Source organism: Tenacibaculum aiptasiae (assembly GCF_008806755.1).
GTDB classification, from domain to species: domain Bacteria; phylum Bacteroidota; class Bacteroidia; order Flavobacteriales; family Flavobacteriaceae; genus Polaribacter; species Polaribacter aiptasiae.
The window spans coordinates 381,841-395,165 of sequence record NZ_WAAU01000003.1; the positions used below are offsets into that span (position 1 = coordinate 381,841).

Consider the following 13,325-nt stretch of genomic DNA (forward strand, 5'->3'; position numbering starts at 1 on the left):
TCAGGTACTGTTAAGCCAATGTTAAAAAACTTAACATTAAGTTAATATTAACAAGGTATAAAAGCAAGACCTTTGCCTCCGCATTTAATAACAATTAGATTAAACAATGAGAAAATTTAAAAATGTTTTACTTGTAGCTTTATTTTTTGCAACGGCTACAATTTTAGGACAAACTAAACTTACTGGTACGGTGGTTGACGAAATGGGTGAGCCATTACCAGGAGCTAGCGTTGTAGTTAAAGGGACTACAAATGGAGCAGCGACAGATTTTGATGGAAAGTTTATATTAAACGTAAAATCAAATTCTGGAGCAGTAGTTGTATCTTTCGTAGGATACAATAATAAAGAAGTAGCTTATTCTTCAGCAAGCACTAATTTAGGAACAATCGAGTTAGAGCCTTCTAATATTTTAGGAGAAGTAATCGTAACAGGAGTAATTGATGTTGCTAAAGATAGAGAAACTCCAGTGGCTGTATCTACTATTAAAGCAGAAGAAATTCAAGAAAAATTAGGTTCGAAAGAATTTCCTGAAATATTAAACGCTACACCATCAGTTTATGCAACTAAACAAGGAGGTGGTTTTGGAGATTCTAGAATTAACATCCGTGGATTTGATCAATCTAATACTGCCGTTATGATTAATGGTATGCCAGTGAATGATATGGAAAATGGATGGGTATACTGGTCTAACTGGGCAGGTTTATCAGATGTTACTTCTGCAATTCAAGTTCAAAGAGGTTTAGGATCTTCTAAATTAGCTATTTCATCAGTAGGAGGAACTATTAATGTATTAACAAGATCTTCTGATAAGAAAGAAGGTGGTAGAGTTTATGTAGGAGTAGGAAATGATAATCGTTTAAAAACTACAGTTTCATACAATACAGGAGTGTTAGAAAATGGAATGTCTGTTTCTGCTTTATTTGGAAGAACAAATGGAGATGGTTATGTAGATGGAACTAGCTTTGAAGGGTATAGTTACTATGTAGCTTTAGGATATAAAAATGATAATCATGATTTCCAGTTTACTATTACTGGAGCACCACAGAGACATAATGGTCGTGGTTTTGCACCATCTTTAGCTGATTATATTAGATATGGAAATGGAACTGATCCTAATAGAAAATATAATTCAGACTGGGGATATAGAAACGGTAAAGAAGAAACTTTTGGAGGTAATTTTTACCATAAGCCAGTTGCTTCTTTAAACTGGGATTGGAGTATAAATGACAATTCTAAATTATCATCTGTATTATATGCTTCTTTAGGTAGAGGTGGTTCTGTAGGAGCTATAGGTAGAATTGATGGGAAGCAATTTTTCCAATTAAGAGATCAAAATGGTTTATATCGTTTCGATGATATAATAGCATATAATTCAGGACAAAATGTTCCTGATTTAGGAACTAGAGATGTGTATTCTGGAGGAGCTGGAGGACCAGCATCTATAAATGGTCAATACATCAACGGTAACAATAATAGAGGGCAATATTTTCCAGCAGATAATGCTTGGACAAGAGGATCTGAAAATGGTATTTCTCAAAGATCATCTGTAAATTCACATAACTGGTTTGGATTAATTTCTAATTTTAACACTCAGTTGTCAGATGAATTAACTTTTGATGTAGGTGTTGATTTAAGAACTTATAAAGGAATTCACTATAGAAGATTAGTAGACTTATTAGGAGCTGATGCATATATTGATAATGATAACATTAATGCGCCTGGTACAGTTATTACTCAAACAAATGAGGCGTCTATTGGAAATATTTGGAATGTTTTTAAGAGCGTTGATGATGAGCAAAAAATTGATTATTATAACGAAGGTAAAGTTAATTGGGTAGGAGTATTTACTCAATTAGAATATAAGAAAGATGATATTTCTGCTTTTATTCAAGGAGCTATTTCAAATCAAGGATTCCAAAGAGTTGATTACTTTAACTATTTAGATTCTGATCCAAACCAAACTTCTGATTGGGAGAATTTATTAGGAGGAAATATTAAAGGAGGTTTAAACTGGAATATTAATGAAAAACATAATGTTTTTGTTAATGGAGGTTATTATTTAAAACAACCTACTTTCGATGCTGTTTTCCCTAACTTCACTAATAATGATGTTAATACAGGTTTAACTAACGAAAAAATCTTAGGATTAGAATTAGGTTATGGTTTCAGACATGAAAACTATAATGTAAATGTTAACTTATATAGAACTTCTTGGAAAGATAGATTCTTAAGATCTTCTACAACATTTAACTTTGGAACACCACAAGAAGTTAGAGGTACAGCGAATTTACAAGGAATTGAACAAATTCACACAGGAATTGAAATTGATGCGACAGCTAAATTTGGAGCTTTAAAAGTTAATTTAATGGGATCTATTGGTAACTACGAATATGGATCTGATGTAACAGCTACTTTCTTTGATCAAAATAACGATCCAATTATAGTTGGTGGAGTACAAGAAACAAAAACATTATATTTAAAAGATAAAAAAGTAGGAGATGCACCTCAAACTACTTTCAGAATAGGATTTGATTATAATGTAACTGAAGACCTTAAATTTGATATAAGCCAATTTTATGTAGGTAATTTATATGCTAATGTTGATGCTGCAGGTTTTTCTACACCAGATACAAAAACATTAGAGTTACCAGGGTATTCTTTAATTGATGCTGGAGTATCTTATAAGTATATGTTTAAAAACAATAGTTCAGTAGGTTTACGTTTTAATGTTAGTAACTTAACTGATGAGCTTTATATTTCTGAATCTGAAACAAACAGAGCTGCTAATCCTGGTGATACTACTTGGAGAGGTATCAACACAAGAAATAGAGTATACTTTGGTTTAGGTAGAACTTGGAATTTAGGAATCAACTATAAATTCTAATTCTTAACAAAGAATAAAATTTAAAACCACCTCAATTGAGGTGGTTTTTTTATGCATAAAAAACAGTAACTTTGCAAGCAACAAAAACTAACAAATTTTGATGTAATTATTAGTTGCATCACTCTATAAATTAAGTGAAGACATGATGAAAACAATACATTCTTATTGGGCATATATAGTATTAGCTGTATTAATTTACACAGTTATAAATGCAATAATCGGTTTAGTGCAAAAAAAAGAATTTACTCATAAAGAATTCCGTTTAGGTTTATTTACTTTAATAACGGCTCACATTCAATTATTAATAGGTTTAGGGTGGTATTTTATGTCTCCTTGGTATAAGGCCTTAAAAAGTAACGGAGGAGAGGTTATGAAAGATTCTGGAGCACGTTTGTTGGCTTTAGAGCATCCAATAATGATGCTTATTGCAATTGTATTGATAACAATTGGTTGGTCAAAACATAAAAAGCAAGTTAAGAGTGAAGCAAAATTTAAAACTTTTGCAATTTTTTATGGATTAGCATTAGTAATAGTGCTATCGAGAATTCCATGGAATAATTGGTTTTAACACAGATATATAGTCCCGCTTTCGCGGGATTTTTTATTTTTGCAGATTATTAAAAATAAAATAATGAAATTCTTAAGCTATATATTATCATCAATATTTGCATTGGTGTTTTTTTCTTTACTATTAATATTCCACCCTTTACAGTGGATTGGGTTAAAATTGTTTGGTCAAAAGGGACATCAAAATGTAGTAGATATAATGAATTGGTTTTTAATTAAATCACTTCTAATCTTAGGAATTAGAGTAAAAGTTGAAAACAAACATGATTTGCCAGAGAACACAACACTAATTTTTGTTGCAAATCATCAAAGTACATTTGATATTCCGCCAATTATTTGGTATTTTAGAAAACACTATCCAAAATTCGTATCCAAAAAAGAACTAGGAAAAGGAATTCCAAGTATCTCTTTCAATTTAAAACATGGAGGAGCAGCTTTAATTGATCGAAAAGATTCTAGACAAGCTTTAACAGAATTAGCAGGGTTTTCAAAAAGAATTAATAAAAATAAATGGTCTGCAGCTATATTTCCAGAAGGAACAAGAAGTAGAACAGGAAAGCCTAAATCATTTTCAGTTAATGGACTTAAAATGATTACAAAATATAATCCTGAAGCGTATATTGTACCACTAACAATTAACAATTCATGGAAAGTGTTTAAGTATGGTAAATTTCCATTAGGATTAGGAAGTCCCATAAAAATTAAAACACACCAACCAATAAAAATTGATAGTTTACCGTTTGATGAGTTGATAACAAATGTAGAAACCACCATCAAAGAGTCAATTGAATAATCCCCTTATAAAAATTAAAATTAAATATAATTATGTCATTACAAAACATTCGAAAGGAAGTAATGCAAACGCTGGAAAAAAATATTGACAGTTTTGTAGACAAATTCTTAATCCCAATTGAAAAAATCTGGCAACCAACAGATTTTTTACCAAATTCTCAAAAAGATTCTTTTATTGAAGAAGTAAAAGAAATTCAAGAGCTTTCAAAAGAGCTTGATGATGATTTTTGGGTAGTTTTGGTTGGAGACACAATCACAGAAGAAGCTTTACCAACATATGAATCTTGGTTATTAGATTTAGATGGAGTAACACAGCAACCAGATAATGGTTGGGCAAAATGGGTTCGTGCTTGGACAGCAGAAGAAAATCGTCATGGAGATGTATTAAACAAGTATTTATATCTTTCTGGGAGAGTAAATATGCGTGAAGTAGAGATTTCTACACAGCATTTAATTGCTGATGGTTTTGATATTGGAACTGCTACTGATCCATATAAAAACTTTGTGTATACAAGTTTCCAAGAATTAGCAACATATATTTCGCATAATAATGTGGCTAAGATAGCTAAGAAAAAAGGACATAAAGCTTTAGCGAAAATGTCTAAAATTATAGCAGGAGATGAAATGCGTCATCACATTGCTTATACAGATTTTGTGAAGGAAATATTTAAAATAGATCCGAGTGAAATGATGTTAGCTTTTCAACACATGATGAAACACAAAATAGTAATGCCTGCAATGCATTTAAGAGAGTCTTTTGGAGAAAAAGGAAGTTTATTTGATGATTTCTCTACAGTAGCTCAAAGAATAGGTGTATACACAGGTTTTGATTATGTTGACATTTTAAGGAAGTTAAACAAAGCTTGGGAGATTGATAAAATCACTGGTTTAACTCCAGAGGCTGAAAAAGCAAGAGATTACTTAATGAAGTTGCCAGATAGAATGTATCGAATTACAGAACGTATAGTAGTTCCAGATACCAAATTTAATTTTAAGTGGATGATACCAGCTTAAAACAAAAAAGCAACCTTTTAAAGGTTGCTTTTTTTATTGAAATATAAAATTGTCTTGATCTTCTAAAAAGCGAAATCTATTTCTAACTTTAAGTTGAGATTCTTTATCTAGTTCAATTATTATAGAAACTTCTTCGTTATTATTCTTTTTATCCATACAGTTTCCTAGCATATCATAAGCAACAGAGTTACCATTATATTCATAGTTGTTAGCATCAACCCCTACTCTATTTACACCAATAGTATAACTCATATTTTCAATAGCACGAGCTTTTAGTAAAGAATCCCATGCCTCAATACGAGGTTTAGGCCAGCTGGCTACATATAATAATAAATCATAGTTTTCAGTATTCCTAGCCCATACAGGAAAGCGTAAATCATAACAAATTAAAGGACATATTTTCCATCCTTTATAATCAATAATATTTTTAGTTTTTCCAGCAGTATATACTTCATGTTCACCAGCTAATGTAAACGTATGCTTTTTATCGTAAGACTCTATTTTTCCCGAAGGATGAACAAAAAGTAATCTATTATAATAATTATTGTTTTCAGTAATAATAATACTTCCAGTAATAGCACAGTTTTTCTCTTTAGCTAATTTAAGCATCCAATTCACTGTATTTCCTTCCATAGTTTCAGCAATATTTTCTGGCGTCATAGAAAAACCAGTAGTAAACATTTCAGGAAGAATAATTAAATCGATAGCATCAGAAATAGCTATAATTTTCTTTTGAAAGTGATTTCTGTTTTCAGTTGGATTTTCCCATACAAGATCAGCTTGTATAAGAGCAATTTTAAGTTTATTGGATGAATTCATTGCTAAAAATTGAAAGTATTATCATCTCAAAAATAAGATAAAAATTGTACTTTGCTTATACTAAAATTAGCTTATGCAATCGTTTATTTCAGAAACTTTAGATGCTATTTCGCAAACAACAAAAACATTTGAAAATGTTGTGTTTATATTACCATCTCAAAGGGCAGGTGTATTTGTTAAACAAGATTTTAAGAATAAAATTTTAGCGGGTTTTTTACCTCGTATAGTTAATATTGGTGATTTTGTTGAAGAAATTTCTGAAATAAAAAAAGCAGATAGTGTTCAGTTATTATTTCACTTTTATACAATTTATAAAGAAATAGTAAAAGATTCAGATCCATTTGACAAATTCTCTTCTTGGGCATTTACAGTATTACAAGATTTTAATGAGATAGATCAACATCTAATTAATCCTCGTGACATTTTTGTGTACTTGAGAGATATACACCGTTTAAAAAAATGGTCAGTGAGGGGAGAGTTTAAGGAAACCGAACTAATGAAAGATCACTTTTCTTTTATGGAAGAGTTGGAAAAACTATACGAATCTTTATATCAGTTTTTAATAAGCAATAAGATAGGTTATCAAGGGGTGCTGTACAGAGAAGCAACTAAAAAAGTAGCGGATTATGTTCAAAGAAATAAAGATAAGAAGTATGTTTTTATAGGGTTCAATGCATTGAATAGTGCTGAAGAATATTTATTTCAAGAGTTTTTAACTAGTGAAACTACAGAAGTATACTGGGATATTGAAAAAACGTTTTATGAAGGAACTCATCAAGCAGGAAGCTTTCTAAGAAAATATAAAACTACTTGGAAACATTATCAAAATAATCCAATTCAAACGATTAAAGATTATTTTTCTGAACCAAAAAACATCCAAGTAATTGGAGCGTCAAAAAACATTACTCAAATAAAATATACAGGTGAGATTTTATCAAAATTACCGAGTTATAATAATACAGCATTAGTGTTGGCTGATGAAACTTTATTACCAATTACTCTAAATTCCTTACCAAAAAATGTAGATGCAATAAATATAACAATGGGATATCCGTTAAAAGATATTCCAACAACAAGTTTAATTTTTGCTGTTTTTCAATTGTTTATCAATCAAGAAAAACTACAAAAACAAGAAGAAGGGTTATTCTATCATAAAGATGTTGTTCGGTTGGTAAAAGACGCAACCATATATAGACTTTTACAAATAGAAGAGAAAAAAAATATTGCAGATGTAATTTCAGAAGCTATCGTAAAAGAGAACAACACGTTTGTAGATAAAGAAAAAATTAATGAATTTCTTCTTCCTTTAGAAGATAAAATAAAGGAGGTAATCAATAATGTTTTTAAACCATTTACATCAATAAGCGATTTTTTATCAAGAATATTAGAGCTCATCAATGTTTTAAAAGATACAGCAAACGATTTAGAGAAAGAATACTTGTTTAGGTTTTATACAGCATTTACGCAATTACAAAACTTACATAACGAGTTTAATTATGTACAAGATTTAAAAACATTACATCAGTTTTTTAAACAGTTAATTCAATCAGAAAGTTTGTCTTTTCAGGGAGAACCTTTACAAGGTTTGCAACTTATGGGAGTGCTAGAAACACGTATGTTAGATTTTGAAAACGTAATAATCACTTCAGTAAATGAGGGAGTGTTGCCAGCTAGTAGTCAACAAAATACATTCATTCCTTTTGATGTGAAAATAGCATTTGGACTTCCAACATATAAAGAAAAAGATGCTCTTTTTTCGTATCACTTTTTTAGATTATTACAAAGAGCAAAGAACATTTATATACTGTATAATACAGAACATGATGTATTTGGAAGTGGAGAAAAAAGTCGTTTTGTAACACAGTTAGAAATGATAAGAGATGATATTACTGAGGAAACAATAAGTCCAAAAGTAGTAACATCACCAGTAAAATTGAAAGAAATACAAAAAGATGAAAAAGCTTTAGAACGATTGCAAGAACTGGCAAGGAAAGGAATTTCACCGTCGGCATTAACAAATTACTTATACAATCCGATAGCTTTTTATAAACAAAAAGTTTTAAAAATAAATGAGTTTGAAAATGTAGAAGAAACTGTGGCAGCGAATACAATGGGAACAGTAGTTCATGATACTCTGGAAGAATTATATAAGCCGTATTTAAATAAGTTTTTACAGTTAGAAGACCTACAACAAATGCATAAGAAAAGAGAAGAACTTGTTGTCTTTTTCTTTTCAAAACATTTTAGAAACGGAGATATAAAAACGGGTAAAAATAGATTGGTTTTTGAAGTTGCAAATCGTTTTGTGAAAAATTTTTTAGCAAAAGAGGAACAATTACTAAAAGATAAAAACAACCAATTAAAAATTATAGCAACAGAGCAAAACTTAGCTGCTGAAATAGCTGTTGAAGGAATAGAGTTTCCAATAAAAATACATGGACAGGTTGATAGAATTGATGAACTAAACGGAGTAATCCGAATTATTGATTATAAAACAGGTATGGTTAGTTCAACCAATTTAAAAGTTATAGATTTTGATAGCATTCGAGAGTTAAAATATCATAAAGCAATACAAGTTATGTTATATGCTTTTTTATATACTCAAAATACTAAGTTTGATTTTTCTAAAGAAATAGAAGCAGGAATAATTTCTTTCAAGAATTTAAAAAGTGGTTTTTTGAAAATGAATTTTTCATCAAATTATAGAAAGCCTGATAATTTAGTAACAGAAGAGAAATTGAGCGAGTTTATGGGAGAGATAAAAGAGGTTTTAAAAGAAATGTACAATCCAGAAGTTAGTTTTATGGAGCCAGCAGATTTACCGTATTAAATATCCATATATACAATAATCCAATTTTGGTTGTTAGATTTATAAATAGATAATTCTTTAAAACCAATTGCTTTATGTGCATTTAAAGACCGAGTATTGTTAGCGTCAATTTCAGTAATAATAGCATCATAAGTGTTAGAAAATGAATTTTTCATTTCTTCATATAAGCTTCTAAAAATTCCTTTGCCTCTGTAATTTTTATCAATACAAACTTGTCCCATCAAAATATAGTTGTCCTCTTTTTTAGAAGATTTATCAATTTCATTAAACATAGGAACTAAAACAGGAATTTCATTCCTAAATATTTTAGACATGGATAAAGCATAGCCAATAACTTGTTCTCCATGTTTAGCAATAATATGAGGATGTATATGGTGCATTTTTGTTAAAACCTCAATAGAATGTTGTACAGTTACAAAGCCTTGCTCCTTTTTCTCAATGTCAGTTAAGTTTTGAGGTAAGTTACTAATCTGTAAAGCTATAATTTGCTTTAGTTCTTCAATACTTGATGTTGTTTTGTACTGTATCATAAAAAAGAATTATGGATGAGCATTTACCCAAACTTCACCATCTTCAAAGTATTCTTTTTTCCATATAGGTACAGTTTCTTTTAAAGTATCGATAGCATACTGGCAAGCATCAAAAGCAGCTTTTCTATGAGGAGAAGAAACGGTAATAATAACAGGAATATCTTCTATTTGTAATAAACCTTCGGCATGATGAATGGCAATTTTCTTAATAGGAAATTTATCCAAAGCTATGTTAGCAATTTTTTGCATTTCTTTAATAGCCATGGGTTTATATGTTGAAAAATCTAGCTGAGTAACACTTTTGTTTTGAGTGGCATTTCTTACGGTTCCAACAAAAACAGCAATACCACCACAAGAAGGATCGGAAACAAAATTGTAACATTCTTGTAGATTTAATTTTTCTGATTTTATTAGTACAGAAGTGTTTTCCATATTGATTAAAATAAGGTTAAATGTATTGCTAAAATATAGTATTTTCGACAACTAAATTTATCAAAACATAATTGCAATGAAAAAAACACTTTTTTTAGTATTATTTATTCTTATTGCCTTAAAAATAAAGGCACAAGAAAGCCCAATAGATGTTACTTTGTTTAAAAGTGACGTTCAAAAAGAAAAACAATCAAATGTTTTAAGAACTATTTTTAAAGACGAGTCTAATAAGTTATATGTACTTAAAACTTCAGAAAATGAAAAGTACTTTTATATAGATGTTTTTGATAATGATTTTAAAAAGATAAAATCATTTGAACATAAAATAGAAAAAAGACGAGGAGTATCAGCAAGTTTTTTAAATGGAGATATTCTAGGCTTTATTGAGTATTATAGAAATAAGAAAGAAAAAAAGATAGAAGCTTTTTTATATACCTCAGTAAAAGAAGAACTTAATTTTACCAAAAGAAAAATTTTCGAAGTTACTACAGATAGGTATCCATCATTTTTTGCATCTATTTTTTCAGGATCTAAAATAGATAGGGATTTTGAAGGTAATTTATCTTTTTCAAAATCAGGGAAATATAATGTGTTTAATATAGATTCTTCAGATAAAAAAAATGAACATCATAGTATCTTAGTTTTTGATGAAGATTTTAATCAACTTTGGGAGAAGGAGTTTGAGTTACCATACAAAGACAAGCAATTTAAACTTCAAGATGTAAAAGTATCGGATGAAGGAGAAGTATCTGTTTTAGGGAAAGTGTATCCTAAAAAGAAGAAAAAGAAAAAAGGGGGGAATTATCATTATGAGTTATTTAAAATCACAGAAAACAATGTAATTTCAACAAAATTGTCTGTAGAAGATCATTTTGTGGCAACTTTGGAATTAGATTTTACACCAGAAAATAAACTAAGTTGTATAGGTTTTTATTCAGATAGAAATGAGTTTAGGTTTAAGGGAGTATGTTCTTTTATTATCAATCCAGAAAACCTGAATATAGAAAACTCTAAATTTTCTCCATTTACTGAGCAGTTTTTAATGGATAAATATGGGAAATCGAAAGATAAAGAGTTGAGTAATATTAGATTTAAAAGTGTTTCATATCCAGATGAAGGAGGAATGATTATTACAGCAGAAGAATTTTTTATAACAACAACGTATGTTTACAACCGGTTTGGTGGATATACAAGAATATCATACAATTTTGACGATATAATTACATTGAAATTAAGTGATGAGGGAGATCTTTTATGGGCTAGAAATATCAATAAAGCACAAACGTCAGGATATTTTTCAAATCCATTAATGTCTTTTGGTACAGCGCAATGTAATAATAATGAGTATCTTATTTTAAACGCTCATAAGAAAATGGGAGAGTTGTCAGGAGGTAGAATAAAATTTAGAGAAAGCTTTTTATGGAAGGCAACAAGAAATAATACCAATTTATATATTGTTAAATTTGACGCCGATGGAAACTTTATTTATAAAACTTTATTAGCTAATAAAGAAGAAGTAGCTCCTTTTAATTGCCGATATATAGAACAAGTTTCAAATAATGAGTTAATTTTATACGGTGAAAGAAGAAAGAAAAGACAATTTTTAAAAATAACAATCAACTAAATTTAAGTAATGAAAACACTTAACGATTTTAATTTCGAAAATAAAAAAGCATTAATACGAGTAGATTTTAATGTTCCTTTAAATGATAGTTTTAAAGTAACTGATGATACCAGAATACAAGCAGCTAAGAAAACGATTATAAAGATTTTAGAAGATGGAGGAAGCTGTGTGTTAATGTCACATTTAGGAAGACCAAAAGGAAAGGAAGATAAATTTTCATTACGTCATATTGTAGATAAAGTAACCGAAGTAATAGGAGTACAAGTTAAGTTTGTTGATGATTGTGTTGGTGATAAAGTATCAGCTGCTGTTGCTAATTTAAAAAACGGGGAGATTTTATTATTAGAAAATTTACGTTTTTATTCAGAAGAAAAAGCAGGAGATATTGCTTTTGCTGAGCAATTATCTAAATTAGGAGATGTATATGTAAACGATGCTTTTGGAACTGCACACAGAGCACATGCATCTACAGCAGTAATAGCACAGTTTTTTCCAGAGAATAAATGTTTTGGAAATTTATTAGCTACCGAAATTGAAAGTATTGATAAGGTTTTAAACAATTCAGAAAAACCAGTAACAGCAATTTTAGGGGGAGCTAAAGTATCGTCTAAAATAGGTGTGATTGAAAATATTATTGAAAAAGTAGATCACATTATTGTAGGTGGAGGAATGACATTCACTTTTATTAAAGCTTTAGGAGGAACTATTGGAAATTCGTTAGTAGAAGATGATAAGTTAGATTTAGCTTTAGAAATATTAGAAAAAGCGAAAGCCAATAATACAGAAATACATTTACCAGTAGATGCAGTAATTGCAGATGCATTCTCAAATGATGCCAATACTCAAGAAGTAGATACAACTAAAATTCCTGAAGGATGGATGGGATTAGATTGTGGACCTAAAACATCAGAAAAATTTGCAGAAGTAATAGCAAAATCAAAAACTATTTTATGGAATGGACCATTAGGAGTTTTTGAAATGGAAAAATTTGCTACAGGTACAGTAGCACTTGGAAATGCAATTGCTGAGGCAACAGCAAATGGAGCATTCTCTTTAGTGGGAGGAGGAGACTCAGTAGCAGCAGTTAAGCAATTCGGTTTTGGAGATAAGGTAAGTTATGTGTCTACAGGAGGAGGAGCTATGTTAGAAATGTTAGAAGGACAAACTTTACCAGGAATCGAAGCTGTTTTGAAATAATAAATAGCTAAAGAAAAAGAAAATTAGATGAAATATTGGTTTGGTAATGATAACAATTTTATAGTTGTTACAAATGAATCTATTTATATAGGTAAAACAAATAAATATATAAAATCTGAGTTAGTTACAGGTTTTGAAAAATCGATAATACCAGAAGATATTTTTAATATCCCTTTTTCATATATAAAAAGTATTGAAAACCCAGAAGAAGACAATAAAATGAAAGTTTTTTATGGAGGTAGTTCTGAAGAAGAAATAATTATAAATGATGAAAAAATAAAAAGAGAAGTTTTTCTTTATTTGAAAGAGAGTTTGTTTAGGTTTAATTATTTCAAAGAAAAACCTTCTTTTATGAAGTATATAAAACCACAAGCTTTTGCTATATTGTTTTCAACAGCGATATTTTTATGGATATTTTTTTTAGCAGGAGAAATAGAAAAAGGCTACGAATATGAAGTAAGAGGAAGACAAGGTTTGGGAGGTCTTATTTTAGGATTAGCTCAATTTGGTACTGTTAAAGTAATTTTAGGATATTTAATAATTCTTTCAATAGCAGTGTTTGCATTGATTAAAAAACTTAAAAAAAGAACATTAACTGAATATTTAGTTAGATAATTAAATATGAATCCCGCAATT

Annotated in this window: 11 protein-coding genes; 8 read left to right on the forward strand and 3 right to left on the reverse strand. The window is 29.5% G+C overall.

Annotated features, from left to right (window positions below):
• The first annotated feature begins 106 nt into the window (after positions 1-106).
• The 4 genes from F7018_RS01825 (at position 107) to F7018_RS01840 (ending at position 5,257) form a co-directional block, all read left to right on the forward strand.
• Entirely contained in the window at positions 107-2,884 is a 2,778-nt protein-coding gene (locus F7018_RS01825; protein WP_150898266.1) for a TonB-dependent receptor, read from the forward strand.
• Between the two features lie 145 nt (positions 2,885-3,029).
• Complete coding sequence (locus tag F7018_RS01830) at positions 3,030-3,452, forward strand: hypothetical protein (protein ID WP_150898471.1); 423 nt, start codon at positions 3,030-3,032, stop codon at positions 3,450-3,452.
• 63 nt (positions 3,453-3,515) lie between these two features.
• Entirely contained in the window at positions 3,516-4,244 is a 729-nt protein-coding gene (locus F7018_RS01835; RefSeq protein WP_150898267.1) for a lysophospholipid acyltransferase family protein, read from the forward strand.
• Positions 4,245-4,276: 32 nt separating this feature from the next.
• Positions 4,277-5,257, forward strand: a complete 981-nt coding sequence (locus F7018_RS01840; protein WP_150898268.1) for an acyl-ACP desaturase — start codon at positions 4,277-4,279, stop codon at positions 5,255-5,257.
• 33 nt (positions 5,258-5,290) lie between these two features.
• On the opposite strand, the gene F7018_RS01845 is transcribed toward F7018_RS01840, so the two are convergent.
• A complete protein-coding gene (locus F7018_RS01845) occupies positions 5,291-6,076 on the reverse strand; it encodes an amidohydrolase (protein ID WP_150898269.1) in 786 nt (261 codons plus the stop codon).
• Between the two features lie 73 nt (positions 6,077-6,149).
• Here F7018_RS01845 and F7018_RS01850 point away from each other — a divergent pair, with 73 nt between their 5' ends.
• On the forward strand, positions 6,150-8,906 hold the full coding sequence (locus F7018_RS01850) for a PD-(D/E)XK nuclease family protein (protein WP_150898270.1): 2,757 nt from the start codon (positions 6,150-6,152) through the stop codon (positions 8,904-8,906).
• On the opposite strand, the gene F7018_RS01855 is transcribed toward F7018_RS01850, so the two are convergent.
• Together F7018_RS01855 and F7018_RS01860 are read right to left on the reverse strand one after the other, a co-directional pair.
• On the reverse strand, positions 8,903-9,436 hold the full coding sequence (locus tag F7018_RS01855) for a GNAT family N-acetyltransferase (RefSeq protein WP_150898271.1): 534 nt from the start codon (positions 9,434-9,436) through the stop codon (positions 8,903-8,905). The genes F7018_RS01850 and F7018_RS01855 overlap by 4 nt on opposite strands.
• Positions 9,437-9,445: 9 nt before the next feature.
• Entirely contained in the window at positions 9,446-9,868 is a 423-nt protein-coding gene (locus F7018_RS01860; RefSeq protein ID WP_150898272.1) for a molybdenum cofactor biosynthesis protein MoaE, read from the reverse strand.
• 76 nt (positions 9,869-9,944) lie between these two features.
• Here F7018_RS01860 and F7018_RS01865 point away from each other — a divergent pair, with 76 nt between their 5' ends.
• Genes F7018_RS01865 through F7018_RS01875 form a run of 3 tightly spaced genes read left to right on the forward strand, consistent with a single transcriptional unit; the run spans position 9,945 to position 13,304 of the window.
• On the forward strand, positions 9,945-11,492 hold the full coding sequence (locus tag F7018_RS01865; RefSeq protein ID WP_150898273.1) for a hypothetical protein: 1,548 nt from the start codon (positions 9,945-9,947) through the stop codon (positions 11,490-11,492).
• Positions 11,493-11,501: 9 nt separating this feature from the next.
• Positions 11,502-12,689, forward strand: a complete 1,188-nt coding sequence (locus F7018_RS01870; RefSeq protein ID WP_150898274.1) for a phosphoglycerate kinase — start codon at positions 11,502-11,504, stop codon at positions 12,687-12,689.
• 27 nt (positions 12,690-12,716) lie between these two features.
• Positions 12,717-13,304, forward strand: coding sequence for a hypothetical protein (locus F7018_RS01875; RefSeq protein ID WP_150898275.1), 588 nt, complete (start codon positions 12,717-12,719; stop codon positions 13,302-13,304).
• The last annotated feature ends 21 nt before the right edge of the window (positions 13,305-13,325 follow it).